The following is a 16,310-nucleotide window of genomic DNA, read 5'->3' as shown; positions in this document are numbered from 1 at the left end:
CCGATAATCGGCCGATGATCAGGCTGATCGCGACCGACCTCGACGGCACGCTGCTGCAGCCCGGCCGGGTGATCAGCGACCGCACTCGCGCCACGCTCGCGGCCGTCGACGCGGACGTCGTCGTCGTCACCGCGCGGCCGCCGCGGTTCGTGCAGGAACTCGGCCTCACCGGCACGGCGATCTGCGCGAACGGGGCGATCATCTACGACCTGACGAACGACGAGGTCACGCACGCCCAGACGCTGCCGTTCGACGTCGTGCGGAAGGTGGCGGAGGCGTTGGCCGGCGCGATCCCGAACGTCGGCATCGCGGTCGAGACCGGGCTGGAGGTGTTGTGCGAGCCGGGGTTCAGGGCTTTCGGCGAGAAGGACCCGCATCGGACGCTCGAACTGCTCGACCACGTCTTCGAGGAAGCGCACCAGGTCGTGCAGATGCTCGCGTGGGCGCCGGACAGCGAGTGCGACCACATGATGGAGATCGCCCACGAAGCAGTCGGGCAGCACGTGTCGGTCACGCACTCCGGCGGGATTGGCCTGCTGGACCTCAGCCCGCCAGGGGTCTCGAAGGCCGCGACGCTCGAATCCCTCTGCCGCACAAGGGGAATCGACAAGGACGAGGTGATCGCGTTCGGTGACATGCCGAACGACCTGTCGATGCTCACCTGGGCCGGCACGGGGTACGCGATGGGCAACGCGCACCCGACGGTCAAGCAGGCCGTCGGCAACCACGCGCCGCCGAACACCGAGGACGGCGTTGCCCAGGTCCTCGAACGGATCTTCCGGCTCTAACGGCGGGGCACCGAGGTGGGTCCGGCCACCTCGGCACCCAATGCCGTCACCCGTCGCCGCAGCTCGCGGTCGGCGGTCACCACGGTCACCGGTCGGCCGGCGCCCTCGTCGCGCACGACCTCGACGATCTTGTCGTCACCACTGCCGTCAGCGGCGACGACTCGGACACCGTCGACGCTGGACACGTTGCGCGCCTTGCCTTCCACGACGAGGACGACCTCCTCGTCCCGGCCCTGCAAGGCGTCGCGGAGGCGTTCTGCCGCGCCCGCCCGGTCGCGCCACCACCCGTCGGGCACCGAACCCACGACGTTGGCTGCGTCGACCACGAGCAACGGCTTCACGTCTCCCAGACTGCCTCAGCCCCGGCGTGCTCGCAGCGCGTCCAGCGAGTCCGGGCCCTCGTCAACCGCAAGAGCGCCAACGGCCCCGGAGACGCCGGCCCAGCGCAGCACGGCCGCGGTGGCCGCGGCGCGCTCCTGCTCAGGCAGCCGAGCGATGTTGGCACCGTGGTTGCCGCCCGGCACCGAGAACGACAGCGAGTCGCGCGTGCCCGGCCCGAGGCGGAACGGTTCGGCGCTCCACGGGTCGTTCTGCCCGTTCACGAACAGCAGCCGCGAGCCCTGGTAGCGCACCCAGCGGTCGACGTCCTTCATCGCGTGCCGGTCGAAGCGCGGGAACTTGATCGAGTCCGGCACCATCGTGCGCGGCACGCTGACGCCGGGGTAGCGCAGCAGGTCGCGCACCGCGGACTCGTCGGCTTCCGGCCAGCCGAGCTGCGTTCCGGCCTGGTAGTAGTACGTCTCGTACGGCGCGACGCCCGCATCGGTGTAGAAGTCCCAGCCGACGGTCTTGTCGATGAACGTCCAGAGGTCGTCCACCGAGGCACCCGCGCCGGGCACGATCGCGCACTGGGACTGGGTGCCGTACTGCCAGAACGTGAACGGTGTGTCCAGCACCAGCACTTCCAGCGCCCGGTGCGCGCCACCGAACTGCTTGTACGTGTACCCCTTGGCCTCCAGGCGCTGCACCACAGCGTCGCGGTGCTGCAGGAGCTGCCGCTGCACGCCTTCCAACCGTCGGTTGCACGTCGGGTCGTTGCCGACGTTGCGAATGAACTCGCCGTAGATGTCGCGGTCGTTCACGACGTCGTTCGGCGCCACGTACGCGATCGTCGCGTCGACGTCGCGCGGGAAGAACCTGCGGTGGTAGATCGACGTCATGCCGCCCTTGCTGGCACCGGTCGAGAGCCAGCGAGCGCCGTAGATCTTCTTGAACGCGCCGACGATCCGGTGGTGGTCGTTGGCCGCCTGCCAGATGTTCAGGTCGTCCCAGTCGGTCGGCGACGGCCGGGACGGCGTGAAGAACCGCTGCTCCACGCTGATCTGGTTGCCGTCGACGAGCCGGGCGGGCTCGGACGGGTTGATGGTGCCCGGCAGGTGATAGCCAGAGGTGTGCAGCACCATCGGCTTGGACTCGGCCTTGTGCAGCAACGAGAACCGCTGCTCGAACTTGAGGCCGCGCGGCTTGCGGTGGTCCGCGGGCTGCTGGATGCCGAGCACGAACGTCCGCGCGGTGCCGGACGTTCCTTCGCTGATGATCCGGACACCGGGCAGCGCGGCGATCCGGTCTTTGACGTCAGGGGCGGCGGAAACCACCGAGGCGACAGCCACGGCCTGTGCCGATGCCAGGCCGAACGCCAACAGGGAGCGTACGAGTCTGTTCACTCAGCCAAGCTATTGAGCCCGCACGCCCCGCCGGACCGGCCGATCGTCGGACTTATTCGAAGCTGGCGTAATAAGCCGCCGCCATGTCCTCACTGCCATGACCACGCGTCACCGCGCGGTTGAGGCGAGCGGCGGAAGCCTGCGCCACGTCGAGCTGCACGTCGGCCAGCACTGCGGCCTCGTTCACCAACAGCGCGTCCTTCAACGCGTTCTGCACGGTGAAGGCGGGCGGGAAGGACCGCTCGATGATCGCGTTGCCCTTCGTCTGCAGGTACGCGCAGTCCATCGCGCCACCGGAAACCGCTTCCAGGAACAGCTTCGGGTCGAGCCCGGACGACTCGGCCAGCGCCACGGCCTCACCGACGGCGGCGGTCAGCGCGAGCACCCAACTGTTGGCGACGAGCTTCAGGCGTGACGACGCGCCTGCCTCGCCGACCCACATCGTGCGGGCGCCGATCACGTCGAAGACCGGTTGCACGCGGTCGCGCAGTTCATCAGCGCCCGACGCGAGCACGACGAGCTTGCCCTCGGCAGCCGGTTTCGTGCTGCCCAGCACCGGGGCGTCGACGAACTCCAGTCCGAGCGAGCGGGCCAGCGCGATGTGGTCGTCCGTCGATTCGACGCCGACCGTGGACGCCTGGATCCAGACGGCGTGATGAGGCAACGCGGGAGCGGCCTCCTGCATGGTCGCGGTGACCGTGGGGCCGTCGTTGAGCATCGTCAGCACGATCTCCACGCCGTCGACGGCTGCGGCGGGCGTGTCAGCGACGACCGCGCCCTGAGCGGCGAGCGGTTCGGCTTTGGCGCGCGTGCGGTTCCAGACCCGGACCTCGTGTCCGGCCGCGGCGAGGTTGGCTGCGATGGGGGCACCCATGAGGCCGGTGCCGAGCACGGCGATCAACATGGGTCCAGCAAACAAGAAACCTCGCGGTGCTGCCAGGTCGGGGGTCCGACAGCACCGCGAGGTCAACCGTGACATCGGCGGACCGACGTGCACCGTTACAACGCCATCATACTGTGGCGCGGATCACGTTTAACAGAATGAAACCCCTGGAGCGCGGGAGGTGCTCCAGGGGTTTCCGTTTGGGGAGGCACTCGCGCCGGGGCGCCGTGCGAGTGCCGGGTCGTGAAGTCAGCGCAGGGTGGTGACCTGAGCCTGGGCGATGGCCATCAGCTCGTGACGCATGGCCGGGGTGGTGGCCATGTCGATCGCGCGAGCCACGGCCTTCCGGTTGCGCGCCTCGGCACGACGGGCGCGGAGCTTCGCTGCGAAGTTCATCTCGGTCTGCACTTCCCTCTCGGAGGTCTGTTTGGTTGGTGACTTAAGTATGCACCCTCCTACCCGCAAACGCACGCGATTATCCGGTGAGTTGGGGCACAGGCCGATGAATCATCGGCCGACAACGTGAACAGCCGGACAACGGCAGGGTGCCTCAGGTCACTCCTCGCGACCGAGCAGGAACCTCCCGAAGTGGGGCACGGTGAAGGCGATCTGACCCCGTTCCGCGCTGTAGACCAGGCCTTTCTTGATGAGCGAGTCCCGCGCGGGCGACAGCGACGAGGGCTTGCGGCCCAGGTGGTCGGCGACCTGGGCGGTGTTGACGCCGGCATCCTTTCCGTCGGTCAACTCGGCCATCGCCCGGAGATACTCGCGTTCAGCAGGCGTTGCACGCTCGTATCGGGAGCCGAAGAAGCCCACGGCCAGCTCGGCGTCGGCCTCCGGAGCGGCCACCGACACGTCCATCGCGCTGATCGGGTCAGCCGGTGCGGCGTCCCAGGCGGCCTTGCCGTAGGCCTGGATGAAGTACGGATAGCCACCGGACGCGTCGAACAGCGCGTCCAACGCCTCGTCGGTGATGCCCGCGTCCTCACGTTCGACCGGCGCGAGCACCGCGCGGTCGGCGTCCTCGCGGCTGAGCCGGTCGATCCGGACGTACCGGAAGAGTCGTTCCGAGTACGACTTGCTCGCACTCAAAACCGCCGGAAGATGCGGCAGGCCGGCGCCTACGACCACCAGCGGCGCGCCGAGCTGCGAAAGCTCGTGGCACGCCGCGCACAACGCGCTGATGTCGTCCGGTTTGAGGTCCTGCATCTCGTCGATGAGCAGCGCGACGCCCGTGCCGACGTCCTGCGCGAGCTCGGCGACGTCGGTGAACAGCTCGACCAGGTCGATCTCGATGTCACCGGAGTCCGCCCTGCCGCTTGCCGCCGGGACGTCGATCCCCGGCTGCCAGCGATCGCGCAGCTTGGCGCCGTCCGGGGCGGCTCTCAGCGCGAACGCCTTGAGGATGCCCAGGATCGCCTCGACCCGGTCCGGCGCACGATGCCGCACCGCGAGGTCGCGGATCGCCCGGTGCAGCGCGGCGGAGAGCGGCCTTCTGAGGTCGGCGTCCGGCCTGGCCTCGACCTTGCCGGCACCCCATCCGCGTTTGACCGCCATCGACCGCAGCTCGCCGAGCAGCACGGTCTTGCCGACGCCCCGCAGCCCGGTCAGCACGAGGCTGCGTTCGGGACGGCCGCGCGCCACGCGTTCGAGCACCACCTCGAACGCTCCGACTTCCTTGTCCCGGCCGGCGAGCTCAGGAGGCCGCTGGCCTGCACCGGGAGCGAACGGGTTGCGCACCGGGTCCATGGCTCGCACCGTATCGGCGTTTCTAGTGCCTGAAGTAGAGACGCGCAGACGAACCTCGAAGTGCCTCCGGATGCCTGCGTATTCAGCTTTCTAGTGATTGAGCTATACAACTGAATAGTTGCGGATGGACCTTGGCACCGGAAGGCTGGGCGGTGTGGCTGAAGTCGTGACGAAGGGGACCGGCGAGGTCGAGCGGACCGCCGACCGCGCCCAGGTGGACGTGACGTTCGAGGCGCTCGGTGCCGACCGCACCGAGGCGGTGAGCACGCTCAACCAGCGCATTTCCGCCGTCGAACCGCTGCTCGAGGACTTCGAGGTGCGCTCGCGGCAGCTGTCCGTGCACGACAACTGGGACAACAACCAGCGCTCCGGCAGCCAAGCGTCCCAGCAGTACGTGATCTGGGTGACCGACCTCGACCGCCTCGACGGGTTGCTGGCCGACCTCGTCCAGGCCGAGCCGTCGTGGGTGAACGGACCGTCGTGGACGCTCGTCGACGACACCGAGGCGATCCGCGAGGCGCAGAAGGAAGCCGTGGCCGATGCACTGCGTCGGGCCGAGGGCTACGCCTCTGCGTTGGGGCGGCGGCTCGGGCCGTTGCTGCGGATCGGCGACACCGAGGGCGGGCACTACGCCCCGATGGCTCGGTCGGCGAGCTTCGAGATGGCCGGAGCGGCTGGGATGGTCGACCAGCTGAACCTCAAGGCGCAGCAGATCACCGTGTCCGCGTCCTGCACGGCCGCCTGGTCGTTGCTCGACTAACTGGCCAGCGCTTGCGCCGCCGCCTGCACCGCGGCCGCGTCCCGATCGTCCGGCCTGGCTTCGAGCCACTTCACCAGCCAGACGTTGCGGTGCGCGGCCGCCGCGGCCAGCGTCAGCACGACGTACGCGCGGCGCTCCCAGTTTCGTGCCGACGCCATCGCGTCGGCGGCCGGTCGCCACTCGTCGCGCACCGTGCTGGTGAGCGCACGGGCGAGCACCGGATCTTCTTCTGGATCAACCTGCAGCAGCATTCGCCCTACCCCCAGTACCGCAACATCGCGGTTCAGAGAGTGTGCACGGCGCTCAGCCAGAAATCACGCATGACGTCCGGTGGCGTGGGACTGGTCATGGCCGTGCGGGTGAGCAGAACCGTGATCAGGTTTTGCGACGGGACGACGTGGGCTGCCGTGCCGGAGCCGCCGACCCAGCCGTAGCGACCGGGGACGTTCCACGGGTCGACCTCGGCGACGTCGACGCAGCCACCGAAGCCCCAGCCCTGGCCCTCCAGGAAGATCTCCGCGGCTTCGCGCTCGGCGGCCGAGGTGGTGTCGACCGCCAGCAGCGGGAGCAGGCCGCTCGACAGCAAGAACCGGTTGAACGCCAGCAGGTCGTCCGCGGTGGACTGCAGGCCGCCCGCACCGGACGGCATGGCCTCGCCGAGGAAGCTCGTGTTCGTCATGCCCGCCGGTGCGCAGATCCGTTCGGCGAGGAAGGCCGGCAACGAGCCCGTGACGCGGTGGACCAGTGCCGACAGTGCGTCGTACGAGGTGTTGTAGAGCCAGCCGTCGCCCGGCTGGTGCAGCAGCGGCACGTCGGCGAGGCGCTTGAGCCAGTGGTCGAGAGCTAGGTCCTCGCTGCCGTGCAGGTGTGCGTCTGCCAGGAGCTTCTCGGTGGCGGGCAACGAGAAGTCCGCCGTGAAGCCCCAGCCGGACCGGGACGTCAGCAGGTGCCGGACGGTGATCGGCTGCGTCGCGGGGACTACGTCGTCGACCGGACTGCTCGGCGTGCGGACGACGACCGGGTTCGCCAGTTCGGGCAGCCAGGTCGCGATCGGGTCGTCCAGGGCGAGCTCGCCGTCCTGGACGAGCAGCATCGCCGCGGCCCCGACGATCGGCTTGGTGACCGAGGCGATCGCGAAGACCGACTCGCGGGTCTCACCGCCGACCGACGCGATCTCTACGTCATCACCGCGGGCGACGAGCGCCAGGGCGTTCGGCGTGGTCTCGCGGTGGGACTCGAGCACTTCCTGCAGCGTCACCGTTCCAAAATAGCGGTGATGCCCTGACCGCCGGCGGCACAGATCGACACGAACCCGCGCCCGCTCCCCTTCTGGTGCAACAACTTGGCGAGCGTCGCCACGATGCGGGCGCCGGTGGCGGCGAACGGGTGGCCTGCCGCGAGCGAGGAGCCGTTGACGTTCAGCTTGGTCCGGTCGATCTCGCCGAGGTCGGACTCCCAGGCCTTCAGCGTGGCGAGCACCTGGGACGCGAACGCCTCGTGCACCTCGTAGAAGTCGAACTCCTGCAGCTTGAGGCCGGCCTTGTCGAGCATCCGCGGTGCGGCCTGGACCGGGGCCATGAGCAGGCCCTCGTCGCCGTGCACGTAGTCGACGGCCGCGGTCTCGGCGAACGTCAGATACGCGAGCACGGGCAGCTTGCGGGCCCGCGCCCACTCCTCGGTGGCCAGCAGGACCGCGGAGGCGCCGTCGGAGAGCGGAGTCGAGTTGCCGGCGGTCATCGTGTCGCCGAAGACCGGCTTGAGCTTGGCGAGCTTCTCGACGCTGCTGTCGGGCCTCAGGTTCTGGTCGCGCGTCAGGCCCAGGTACGGGGTGACGAGGTCGTCGAAGAAGCCCTCGTCGTAGGCGCGGGCCAGGTTCTGGTGGCTGCGCGCGGTGAGCTCGTCCTGGTCCTCGCGGGTGATGCCGTACTCGGCGGCGGTGACGGCCGCGTGCTCGCCCATCGACCTGCCGGTGCGCGGTTCGCCGTTGCGGGGCAGGTGCGGCACGACGTGGCTGGGCCGCAGCTTGGTCAGGAGGCTGACCTTGCGGGTGCGGTTGAACTCCAGCAGCAGCTTGCGGAAGTTCTCGTTCACGCCGATCGGGGCGTCGCTGGTGGTGTCGACGCCGCCCGCGATGCCCACATCGATCTGGCCGAGCGCGATCTTGTTGGCCACCGCGATGATCGCCTGCAGGCCGGTGCCGCACGCCTGCTGGAGGTCGTACGCGGGCGTGGCCGGGCTGAGCTTGCTGCCCAGCACCGACTCGCGGACGAGGTTGAAGTCGCGCGAGTGCTTGAGCACGGCGCCCGCGACCACCTCGCCGAGCCGCTCGCCCTGCAGGCCGAAGCGGCTGACCAGGCCGTCGAGCACCGTCGTGAACATGTCCTGGTTCGACGCGGTGGCGTACGGGCCGTTCGAGCGGGCGAACGGGATGCGGTTACCGCCGATGATCGCTACTCGCATGCCGCCATACTACCTACTAGCGGGTAGACTTACTAGCGAGTAGGTTGTGTGACGTGGACAGGTACCAGAAGTTCGCATCGTCGGGACTCGGCCGCCAGCTCGTGCGCAGGCTCGGCCTGCCGAACCCGTATCCACTGCGCCGCGACGCCGCGCCGGCCACTCCTGTGCTGGTCGGTGGCGCCGGTCGGTTGCCCTTTCTGAAGCAGCTGGAAACAGGTTCCGCTCCGTACGGCGCGTTGGTGTTCGACGCGTCCGACATCGCTTCTGTTTCCGACCTGCGGCAGCTGCACGACTTCTTCCACCCGGTGATCACGCAGCTCGGGCCGTGCGGGCGGGTGATCGTCATCGGGCGGTCGCCGGACTCCGTGGCGCAGCGCGCACTGGAGGGCTTCGTCCGCTCGGTCGGCAAGGAGCTGCGGCGGGGCGGCACGGCGAACCTGGTCCACGTGGCAGACGGCGCCGAGGACGGTGTCGAGTCGACGCTGCGGTTCCTGCTGTCCGGCCGGTCGGCTTACGTGTCGGGGCAGGTCATCCACATTTCTTCGGCTGCCTCTCCTGGAACTTTGGAGGGCAAAGTCGCGCTGGTCACTGGTGCCTCGCGGGGCATCGGTGAGGCGATCGCGTCGACGTTGGGGCGCGAGGGCGCGCACGTGATCTGCCTGGACGTCCCTGCGGCCGGGGAGGACCTGTCGAGGGTCGCGAACTCCGTTGGCGGGTCGGCGTTGCAGCTCGACATCACCGGGGATCCCGCGCGGCTGACGTCGTACCTGTTGGAGCGGCACGGCGGCGTGGACATCGTCGTGCACAACGCGGGCATCACGCGTGACAAGACGTTGGCGCGCATGGACTCCTCACTGTGGGACTCGGTGCTGGAGGTGAACCTCGCCTGCCAGGAGCGGATCAACGCGGCGTTGCTCTCCGAGGACGTGCTGCGGGACGGCGGACGTATCGTCGGGGTGTCGTCGATCGCCGGCATCGCGGGCAACGTCGGTCAGACCAACTACGCCACCTCGAAGGCGGGCGTGATCGGGATGGTGCGCAGTTTGGCGCCGGTGCTGGCCGCGCGCGGAGCCACGATCAACGCCGTTGCGCCCGGGTTCATCGAGACGAAGATGACCGCGGCCGTGCCGTTGCTGACGCGTGAGGTCGGACGACGGATGAACAGCCTGTCGCAGGGCGGGCTGCCGGTCGACGTGGCGGAGACCGTGGCGTGGTTCGCGGCGCCCGGTTCCGGTGGCGTGAACGGGAACGTCGTGCGGGTGTGCGGCCAGATGCTGCTGGGGGCGTGATGTTGCTGCGTGCCGCCCTCACGTCGTTCCGGCGCGGGGAAAGCCTGACCGCTGCGCCGGTTTCTTCGTCGTTCGACGTCTCGTTGAAGCATCTGGCGGCCTACAACTCGGTGTGCGGGTTCGGGTTGCGGGACGCGTTGCCGTTGACCTACCCGCACGTGCTCGGCTTTCCGTTGCAGATGAAGCTGATGACGGGTGCGGGCTTCCCGTTCCCGCTGCCCGGACTGGTGCACATCGCGAACCGGATCACGCAGTCGCGACCGCTGGCGTTGTGCGAACCGCTGGAGATCACGGTGTCCGCGCGCGATCTTCGGCCACACCCGCAGGGCACCCAGGTCGACGTGGTGACATCGGTTTCCGGCGTCTGGGAAGGCGTGTCGACCTACCTGCGGCGGACCGGGAGCGGATCTTCTCAGGGCGAGGAGTTGCAGCGGCCGATCGGATCGGCGGTGTGGCGGGTGCCCGCGGACATCGGGCGGCGGTACGGGGCGGTGTCCGGCGACCGCAACCCGATCCACCTCTACCCGTTGAGCGCCAAGCTGTTCGGGTTCAAGCGGGCGATCGCGCACGGGATGTGGACGAAGGCGCGCTGCCTGGCCGCGCTGGAAGGCCGGTTGCCCGAGGCGGTGAGCGTGGACGTCCGGTTCAAGAAGCCGCTGCTGATCCCCGGTCGCGTCGAGTTCTCCGCCGTCGAGGTTTCTGCCGGCTGGGAGTTCGCGGTGTGGAGCAAGGGACCCCACTTGCTCGGCTCAGCGACGTGACGGCGGGTGCCACACGTTGCCGTCGACGAGGTCGCCGAAGCCCATCCAGACCAGGTTCATGAGCCGCGCGGCGACGACGCCGGCGGGCTCCTCGGGGTGATCGAGCCACCACTCCGCGAGCGACTCACCGGCCCCGACGAGCGCGGCCGCCAGTGACTCGGCCTCGAGCTTGGTCGCCGGCGCCTTGGTGGACTGGGTGAGCAGCGCCGCGACCAGCGACACCGCGCGGCTGCGCATGTCGGTGAGCTCGACCGCGAACGGCCCGCCCTGGGTGGAGGCCTGCCGGTGCAGCACGAGCCAGCTCGCCCGGTTCTCGCCGACGAAGCCGAAGAAGGCTCTGAGCCCGCTCCACAGCTGCACGTCGGGTTCCTGGTCGGGCTCGACGCCGGTCGCGATGGCCTCCATCATCCGGGTGGCCTCCCGCCGGATGCAGGTCGCGAAGAGCTCTTCCTTCGACCCGAGGTAGGCGTAGAGCATGGGCTTGGAGATGCCGGCGACCTCGGAGATCTCGTCCATCGAGGCCGCGTGGAAGCCGAGCCGCGAGAACACGTCGACGGCGGCATCCATGATCTGCCGCTCACGCACTGCGCGTGGCAAGCGCTTGGCTCGACCTTCTGTGCGCATCACACCCCCTCGGTTCGGAGGAACAAGATTATCCGATCGGCTTGCCGCCGTACCTACTCGACAGTAGTCTTACTGGCGAGTAGGTACCAGGAGGTGTGTCAATGACGCTCGACCTCACCACCGAGGCGATCGCGAAGCTCAGCCCGGCCGAGCTGATCAGCACGTTGCAGCAGATCTCGCCGGACGATCCCGCGTTGAAGGACGTGAACATCGACGTCATCGCCCGCGGCATCGACCCGAAGAAGCTGGGCAAGTCCGACTTCGCCGCGTTGCTGAACGCCCTGGGCGCGTTGGCCGACGGCGGCGCGGACCTCGACCTCTCGAAGATGGACCCGGCCAACTTCGCCCGCATCATCTCGCGCGCCTCGAAGGACCAGATCGAGGCCGTCGTCGCGGACCCGGCCCTGCGCGTCCGCGTGCTGGACGAGGTGTTCCGGCGCATGGAGGTCCACTTCCGCGCGGACCGGGCCGGCGCCACCCGTGCCGTCGTGCACTTCCACGTGCTGGAAGACGTCTACGAGGCCATCATTGAAGACGCCACTTGTGTCATCAACAAAGGCGTCACGCGTGAGGCTCGCGCGATCGTGACTTTGACGCCCGCAGATTTTTTGAAGCTCGCGACCGGCAACGCCTCCGCCCCCGTGCTGTTCATGACGGGCAAGCTGAAGGTGAAGGGCGACCTCGGGTTCGCGGCCGGGTTCATGAGCCTGTTCAACATCCCGAAGGCCTGACGGAGAGGTTTTGCAGTGGGTGGCTTCTCGCTCGAACTGAACGAAGACCAGACCGACCTGCGCGACTGGGTGCACGGTTTCGCTCGCGACGTGATCAGGCCGGCGGCCTCGGAGTGGGACGAGCGCGAGGAGACGCCGTGGCCGGTGATCCAGGAGGCGGCGAAGATCGGCCTCTACGGCTTCGAGGCCCTCGCGACCTGGTTCGCGGACCCGATCGGGTTGTCTCTGCCGATCGCGACCGAAGAGCTCTTCTGGGGCGACGCGGGCATCGCGCTGTCGTTGATGGGCACCGGTCTCGCGGTAGCCGGCATCTTCGCCGGTGGTGACCCCGAGCAGCTGGCCGAGTGGGTGCCGGAGTGCTTCGGCGACGAGTCGGACCCGAAGCTCGCGGCCTTCTGCGCCTCCGAGCCCCAGGCGGGTTCGGACGTCGCCGGCTACCGGACGCGCGCCCGCTACGACGAGGCCACCGACGAGTGGGTGCTGAACGGCCAGAAGGCGTGGGCGACCAACGGCGGCATCGCGAACGTGCACGTCGTGACCGCGGTGGTGGATGCGTCTTTGGGCGCCCGCGGACAGGCCGGGTTCATCGTGCCGCCTGGCACGCCTGGGTTGTCCTCGCCCGGGAAGATCAAGAAGCACGGCATGCGCGCCTCGCACACGGCCGACGTGTTCCTGGACGACGTGCGCGTGCCAGGACGCTGCGTGCTGGGCGGTCGCGAACGGTTGGAAGCACGGCTGGCGCGGGCGCGCGACGGGTTGCGCGCAGGTGGCCAGGCCGCGATGGCGACTTTCGAGACGACGCGTCCGACCGTGGGCGCGATGGCCGTCGGTGTCGCGCGCGCGGCCTACGACTACGCCCTGGAGTACGCGAAGAACCGCGAGGCGTTCGGTCGCAAGATCATCGAAAACCAGTCGATCGCCTTCGACCTGGCCAACATGCGGATGGAGATCGACGCGTCGCGGCTGCTGGTGTGGCGGGCAGCGTGGATGGGGCGCAACAACGTGCCGTTCACCGCCGGCGAGGGCTCTATGTCGAAGCTCAAGGCTTCCGAGGTGTCGGTGTGGGCCACCGAGCGGGCGATCCACATCCTCGGTGGGGCCGGGTACACGCGGGAGCACCCGGTGGAGCGGATGCACCGGGACGCCAAGATCTTCACCATCTTCGAGGGAACTTCGGAGATTCAGCGGCTCGTCGTGTCCCGCATGATTTCTGGGATGCAGATCAAGTGAGTTGATCACTTCAGGCCGTCCTCAGGCCGTCTGACTGGACGGGGTCTTGCGAGGCTTGAAGACCCCGTCCACAGCGAGCCGCGCGGTCCGGCCAGGGGCCGAGAGCCCGTTGTCTACACCTTGCTCGCCACCACCATGTAGTTCTCGGCCTCAAGATCGAACGTGCTCACTTCCGTCCGAAGTCCGACCCGGTGCAGCTCGGCTTCGAGTTCCTCGTACCGGTAGGGCCAGCAGGACAGCAGTTCCGAGCGGACAAGAACCAACCCAGTCGCATCAACCTGGGCGATCGCAATCTCGATGTGGTGCTCCTCCTCCCAACGCGGCGCGATCTCCCAGCGGTAGACCACGACGGCATCGCGACCGTTCCGGCGGACGAGTCGGTCACTGATGTCCAGCCGGGAACCTCTGGCCCTCACGAGTTCCCACGTGCGGGAGGTGAGCACCAAGCGCCCGCCACGGCGCAAGAGCCGTGACATCGACTCCAGAGCAGCACCCCTGCCTGTCGCGCCCGCGGCATGGTGAAGCGAGTTGCCAACGCAGAACACCATGTCGAACGTGCCGTCCTCGAAATGGTCAGGCAACTCTTCCCAGCTCGCCCGCACGGCCCGGACGGATGCCCCGAACTCCTCGGACAGCTCCGCAGTCCGACGAACCATCGCCTCGCTGGCGTCAGTTGCGACAACCTGCATGCCACGACCGGCGAGGCCAACCGCCAACTGTCCGGTCCCGCACGAACAATCAAGGACGTGAGCGTTCGACGGCAGGAAACTGAGGGCATCGTCGAACGACGCAGCGAACTCGGCCGGCGCCAGCTTCGCATCGGAGATGAGCCACTCGTACACCTCGGCAAGCGCGTCATAACCCGTCACAACTGCTACCTCCGTCGCGCGGCAGACTCACGGTGGCAGATCAGTACATCAACGGAGCAAGTCGATTCACCAATGGTTTGCAGGGGCAACCCGCCGCTATGCCGCTGAGCGGTCGTTCAGGAACGCGGCGGCAGATCGAAGCCACTCCAGCCGATAGGCGGGGCAGCTCTGCGCAGGCCAAGGCCACGTCGGCCGAGAGCCACGCTGCGTAACAGGGCGCATGGCCAGTGACGTGAGCGAGCGGCCTGCCGGCCGCCCGCTCTTTCGCTCAGCAGGACAAGCCGCTCCGCCCGGTCACGCCCATCTGGCCGACCTGCACGGTGGCGACGGCGGCCGAGCACTTGTCGTTCAGCACCTTGCTGAACGTCCACACGTCGCGCTGGTTCGTCGCACCCTGCTCCGGCGTGGTGGACGTGCCGTCCGCACTCAGCCTGACCGACGCGCGGAACGGCGTGTCGGCGTGCACGCGGACGTGGCCGAACTTGCCGCCGCAGCCTTCCCACTGCTTGATGGTGGCGAGCTGCGTGTCGCCGCGCTTCACGAAGCCGGTCTTGCCGATCTGCACCGCGCTCTGGCAGTTCGGCGGCTTGATGATCACCGGCGGTTCTACTACCGCCTGTGCGGCGCCCCCGAGGAGCAGGGCCAGGCCGGTCGTCGCGATTCCCAGTTTGATCAGCACGTCCTGACCTTGGACGGTCGCGGCAAGCATCCGGTTAGCCGACGGTAAATCTGCGAACGCGTGGAGTAACGCCGCGTCTCACTACTCCGATCAGCCCAGTAGGTCGGCGTTGGGGGGGATCGAGATGCTCCCGAATGTGTACGTCATGGCCGCTGCGGTGCTGGCCGGTGCCGCGGGCAGCGCGTACGTCGTGACGGTTGTGGACCGGCCGCGGGTGGTGGTGGTCAGCCATGTTGTGCGCGTGGTCGACAGCGAGACGGTCGAGGTGCGCGAGGGTGATCGCGTCACGCAGATCAAGCTTGTCAACGTTGATGCGCCTGCTGCGGACGAGTGTTTGCACGAGGAGTCACGGAAGCGGTTGCGCGAGCTGCTGCCGGAGGGGACGGCCGTGACCGTCGTCAGGGAAGGGCAGTTCGCCGCGTTGTCCACACAGGACGGACGGCTGGTCAACGCCGCGCTCATCGCGGACGGGCTGGCCGTGCCGACGGTCAACGGGACGCGGTTCCTCGACCAGGCGAAGGTGGCGAACCACGCGGCCGCCCAACGGAAGAGCGGGCTGCATTCGCCTGAGGTGCCGTGCACGTTGGCCGGACAGGTCAAGGCGATCACGGAGGCTGCGGCGGTCGTTGAAGCGCAGCCGTTGAAGGCGACCAAGACCGAGTTGACGGTTGCGGCGGACACGGCCAAGACAGCGATCGCGCTGGTGGACCAACTGGCCAAGCCCGGTGGGCTGACGTGGGACGCGGTGGCGCCGGTGGAGCAGACGGTGTTGCTCGCGAAGGTCACCAAGGCGGTGCCGACGTTGTACCGCAAGGAGGCCGAGCTGCGGAACGTCGTCAAGGGACTGAGGTAGTGGCCCGCCGTTCCCCTGCGCCGGCGGGCCGCCACCAACCTCTCGGTTTGCGGTTATGGCCCGGTAAAGGTCCTGGTTGGACATATCCTGCCGAGCCATGAAGCAGTTGCAGCGGGCCGCGGCAGGGATCGCCGTCGTCGACGCGCTCGTGGTGGTGTCGACGGTTTTGCCCGGCGCGCCGCTCTTGCCGATGTGGATGACCATCGTCGCGTGCGCGTTGACGATCGCGGTGCTGGTGCTGACGATCAGCAAGGTGCGCGGACTGCGGGTCAGCGGGCTCAAGGAGTTGTTCGGGCACCTCAAGTCGGGCTTGCCGGCCTGGGCGGTCGTGCTGGTCGCCGTCGCGTTCTACGGCGGGTGGATCATCGCGCTGGTCACGCTGGCGAGCGGTGCCACGGCCGGCAACCTCAAGCACGAGAACGGGCAGTACACCTCGACGCAGCGCAAGGTCGTGCGGGTGCTGACCGAGGAGCAGTACGTGCGAGCGCAGGCCGCGAACCAGCGGATGTTCTGCGCCGGAGCGATGGCTGTCGCGGCCGGCGCGCTCGCGCTGGGTGCGATCAGGCAGGCAGCGGCAGGATCGTCGCCACGCGCTTGAGCTCGCGGTGGTGCACGGCGAGCAGCACGACGTCGTCGGCGCGGCGGAAGTGCAGCACGACGAAGTTCGGGTGCGGCGGGTCCTGGTCGACGATCTGCTCGACCCGGCCTTCCTCGGGGCTGAAGACGATCCGCTCGTCCCAGATGATCTTCGAGGGGCCGAAGAACAGTTCGCCCTCCTGCCAGCGGCCGTCCAGGAAGACGTCGCCGTCGCCGCGCGAGTTGTCCTCGCCGCTCGGCCCGAAGGCCTCCGCGAGCGCGCCACCGAGCACTTCGAACAGACCGGACATCATGATCCCCCTTCGTTGCCACA

20 protein-coding genes are annotated in these 16,310 nt (G+C 68.5%); 8 read left to right on the top strand and 12 right to left on the bottom strand.

The window, feature by feature from the left end; genetic code table 11:
- The first annotated feature begins 14 nt into the window (after window positions 1–14).
- On the top strand, window positions 15–788 hold the full coding sequence (locus DI276_RS46980) for an HAD family hydrolase (RefSeq protein WP_198681332.1): 774 nt from the start codon (window positions 15–17) through the stop codon (window positions 786–788).
- Here DI276_RS46980 and DI276_RS46975 read toward each other — a convergent pair.
- The 5 genes from DI276_RS46975 to DI276_RS46960 all read right to left on the bottom strand — a co-directional run bounded on the left by DI276_RS46975 (window position 785) and on the right by DI276_RS46960 (window position 5,144).
- On the bottom strand, window positions 785–1,129 hold the full coding sequence (locus DI276_RS46975) for a PIN domain-containing protein (RefSeq protein ID WP_232837402.1): 345 nt from the start codon (window positions 1,127–1,129) through the stop codon (window positions 785–787). The genes DI276_RS46980 and DI276_RS46975 overlap by 4 nt on opposite strands.
- A 15-nt stretch (window positions 1,130–1,144) precedes the next feature.
- Window positions 1,145–2,512: an alpha/beta hydrolase family protein gene (locus tag DI276_RS46970; protein WP_112276540.1), complete on the bottom strand. Its 1,368-nt coding sequence runs from the start codon at window positions 2,510–2,512 to the stop codon at window positions 1,145–1,147.
- A gap of 52 nt (window positions 2,513–2,564) precedes the next feature.
- Window positions 2,565–3,416, bottom strand: coding sequence for an NAD(P)-dependent oxidoreductase (locus tag DI276_RS46965; RefSeq protein WP_112276538.1), 852 nt, complete (start codon window positions 3,414–3,416; stop codon window positions 2,565–2,567).
- 228 nt (window positions 3,417–3,644) lie between these two features.
- Window positions 3,645–3,791 (bottom strand): hypothetical protein, encoded by a 147-nt coding sequence (locus DI276_RS51685; protein WP_167969512.1) that lies wholly within the window; start codon window positions 3,789–3,791, stop codon window positions 3,645–3,647.
- 159 nt (window positions 3,792–3,950) lie between these two features.
- Window positions 3,951–5,144: an ATP-binding protein gene (locus tag DI276_RS46960; RefSeq protein ID WP_112276536.1), complete on the bottom strand. Its 1,194-nt coding sequence runs from the start codon at window positions 5,142–5,144 to the stop codon at window positions 3,951–3,953.
- A gap of 154 nt (window positions 5,145–5,298) precedes the next feature.
- Between DI276_RS46960 and DI276_RS46955 the strand changes: the two genes are divergently transcribed.
- The gene (locus DI276_RS46955; protein ID WP_112276749.1) at window positions 5,299–5,904 is read left to right on the top strand and encodes an SIMPL domain-containing protein; all 606 of its coding nucleotides are present in this window, start codon (window positions 5,299–5,301) and stop codon (window positions 5,902–5,904) included.
- Here DI276_RS46955 and DI276_RS46950 read toward each other — a convergent pair.
- The 3 genes from DI276_RS46950 to DI276_RS46940 are packed head-to-tail and all read right to left on the bottom strand — an operon-like array spanning window position 5,901 to window position 8,364.
- Entirely contained in the window at window positions 5,901–6,155 is a 255-nt protein-coding gene (locus DI276_RS46950) for a hypothetical protein (protein ID WP_112276534.1), read from the bottom strand. The genes DI276_RS46955 and DI276_RS46950 overlap by 4 nt on opposite strands.
- A gap of 32 nt (window positions 6,156–6,187) precedes the next feature.
- Window positions 6,188–7,162, bottom strand: coding sequence for a serine hydrolase domain-containing protein (locus DI276_RS46945; protein ID WP_112276532.1), 975 nt, complete (start codon window positions 7,160–7,162; stop codon window positions 6,188–6,190).
- A complete protein-coding gene (locus tag DI276_RS46940) occupies window positions 7,159–8,364 on the bottom strand; it encodes an acetyl-CoA C-acetyltransferase (RefSeq protein WP_112276505.1) in 1,206 nt (401 codons plus the stop codon). Before DI276_RS46940 ends, DI276_RS46945 begins: the two co-directional genes overlap by 4 nt.
- 53 nt (window positions 8,365–8,417) lie before the next feature.
- Between DI276_RS46940 and DI276_RS46935 the strand changes: the two genes are divergently transcribed.
- Both DI276_RS46935 and DI276_RS46930 read left to right on the top strand, forming a co-directional pair.
- A complete protein-coding gene (locus DI276_RS46935) occupies window positions 8,418–9,653 on the top strand; it encodes a 3-oxoacyl-ACP reductase (protein ID WP_112276503.1) in 1,236 nt (411 codons plus the stop codon).
- The gene (locus tag DI276_RS46930; protein WP_112276501.1) at window positions 9,653–10,414 is read left to right on the top strand and encodes a MaoC family dehydratase; all 762 of its coding nucleotides are present in this window, start codon (window positions 9,653–9,655) and stop codon (window positions 10,412–10,414) included. Before DI276_RS46935 ends, DI276_RS46930 begins: the two co-directional genes overlap by 1 nt.
- Here DI276_RS46930 and DI276_RS46925 read toward each other — a convergent pair.
- A complete protein-coding gene (locus DI276_RS46925) occupies window positions 10,403–11,038 on the bottom strand; it encodes a TetR/AcrR family transcriptional regulator (RefSeq protein WP_112276499.1) in 636 nt (211 codons plus the stop codon). The genes DI276_RS46930 and DI276_RS46925 overlap by 12 nt on opposite strands.
- A 101-nt stretch (window positions 11,039–11,139) precedes the next feature.
- Between DI276_RS46925 and DI276_RS46920 the strand changes: the two genes are divergently transcribed.
- Together DI276_RS46920 and DI276_RS46915 are read left to right on the top strand one after the other, a co-directional pair.
- On the top strand, window positions 11,140–11,769 hold the full coding sequence (locus DI276_RS46920; RefSeq protein WP_112276497.1) for an SCP2 sterol-binding domain-containing protein: 630 nt from the start codon (window positions 11,140–11,142) through the stop codon (window positions 11,767–11,769).
- 15 nt (window positions 11,770–11,784) lie between these two features.
- Window positions 11,785–12,999: an acyl-CoA dehydrogenase family protein gene (locus DI276_RS46915; protein ID WP_112276495.1), complete on the top strand. Its 1,215-nt coding sequence runs from the start codon at window positions 11,785–11,787 to the stop codon at window positions 12,997–12,999.
- 113 nt (window positions 13,000–13,112) lie between these two features.
- On the opposite strand, the gene DI276_RS46910 is transcribed toward DI276_RS46915, so the two are convergent.
- Together DI276_RS46910 and DI276_RS46905 are read right to left on the bottom strand one after the other, a co-directional pair.
- The gene (locus DI276_RS46910; RefSeq protein ID WP_112276484.1) at window positions 13,113–13,868 is read right to left on the bottom strand and encodes a class I SAM-dependent methyltransferase; all 756 of its coding nucleotides are present in this window, start codon (window positions 13,866–13,868) and stop codon (window positions 13,113–13,115) included.
- A 268-nt stretch (window positions 13,869–14,136) separates the two neighbouring features.
- Entirely contained in the window at window positions 14,137–14,547 is a 411-nt protein-coding gene (locus DI276_RS46905; RefSeq protein WP_157985381.1) for a hypothetical protein, read from the bottom strand.
- Window positions 14,548–14,671: 124 nt separating this feature from the next.
- On the opposite strand from DI276_RS46905, the gene DI276_RS46900 reads away from it, so the two are divergent.
- Entirely contained in the window at window positions 14,672–15,400 is a 729-nt protein-coding gene (locus tag DI276_RS46900; RefSeq protein WP_157985380.1) for a thermonuclease family protein, read from the top strand.
- A 97-nt stretch (window positions 15,401–15,497) separates the two neighbouring features.
- Window positions 15,498–15,998, top strand: coding sequence for a hypothetical protein (locus tag DI276_RS46895; protein WP_112276478.1), 501 nt, complete (start codon window positions 15,498–15,500; stop codon window positions 15,996–15,998).
- Here DI276_RS46895 and DI276_RS46890 read toward each other — a convergent pair.
- Complete coding sequence (locus tag DI276_RS46890) at window positions 15,961–16,290, bottom strand: hypothetical protein (RefSeq protein ID WP_112276476.1); 330 nt, start codon at window positions 16,288–16,290, stop codon at window positions 15,961–15,963. The genes DI276_RS46895 and DI276_RS46890 overlap by 38 nt on opposite strands.
- Window positions 16,291–16,310 lie beyond the last annotated feature (20 nt).

Origin of the sequence: Lentzea terrae (assembly GCF_003265345.1) — a bacterium.
In the GTDB taxonomy this organism is placed as follows: domain Bacteria; phylum Actinomycetota; class Actinomycetes; order Mycobacteriales; family Pseudonocardiaceae; genus Lentzea; species Lentzea terrae.
The sequence above is the reverse complement of the archived record's forward strand: the minus strand, read 5'-3'. Positions and strand labels throughout refer to the sequence as shown.

What these genes read in the sequence shown, in the direction of transcription:
- DI276_RS46965 (WP_112276538.1), bottom strand. Translation starts at nt 3,416, where the DNA reads ATGTTGATCGCCGTGCTCGGCACCGGCCTCATGGGTGCCCCCATCGCA.
- DI276_RS46925 (WP_112276499.1), bottom strand. Translation starts at nt 11,038, where the DNA reads ATGCGCACAGAAGGTCGAGCCAAGCGCTTGCCACGCGCAGTGCGTGAG.
- DI276_RS46980 (WP_198681332.1), top strand. Translation starts at nt 15, where the DNA reads ATGATCAGGCTGATCGCGACCGACCTCGACGGCACGCTGCTGCAGCCC.
- DI276_RS46920 (WP_112276497.1), top strand. Translation starts at nt 11,140, where the DNA reads ATGACGCTCGACCTCACCACCGAGGCGATCGCGAAGCTCAGCCCGGCC.
- DI276_RS46950 (WP_112276534.1), bottom strand. Translation starts at nt 6,155, where the DNA reads ATGCTGCTGCAGGTTGATCCAGAAGAAGATCCGGTGCTCGCCCGTGCG.
- DI276_RS46900 (WP_157985380.1), top strand. Translation starts at nt 14,672, where the DNA reads ATGCTCCCGAATGTGTACGTCATGGCCGCTGCGGTGCTGGCCGGTGCC.
- DI276_RS46890 (WP_112276476.1), bottom strand. Translation starts at nt 16,290, where the DNA reads ATGATGTCCGGTCTGTTCGAAGTGCTCGGTGGCGCGCTCGCGGAGGCC.
- DI276_RS46940 (WP_112276505.1), bottom strand. Translation starts at nt 8,364, where the DNA reads ATGCGAGTAGCGATCATCGGCGGTAACCGCATCCCGTTCGCCCGCTCG.
- DI276_RS46895 (WP_112276478.1), top strand. Translation starts at nt 15,498, where the DNA reads ATGAAGCAGTTGCAGCGGGCCGCGGCAGGGATCGCCGTCGTCGACGCG.
- DI276_RS46930 (WP_112276501.1), top strand. Translation starts at nt 9,653, where the DNA reads ATGTTGCTGCGTGCCGCCCTCACGTCGTTCCGGCGCGGGGAAAGCCTG.
- DI276_RS51685 (WP_167969512.1), bottom strand. Translation starts at nt 3,791, where the DNA reads ATGAACTTCGCAGCGAAGCTCCGCGCCCGTCGTGCCGAGGCGCGCAAC.
- DI276_RS46960 (WP_112276536.1), bottom strand. Translation starts at nt 5,144, where the DNA reads ATGGACCCGGTGCGCAACCCGTTCGCTCCCGGTGCAGGCCAGCGGCCT.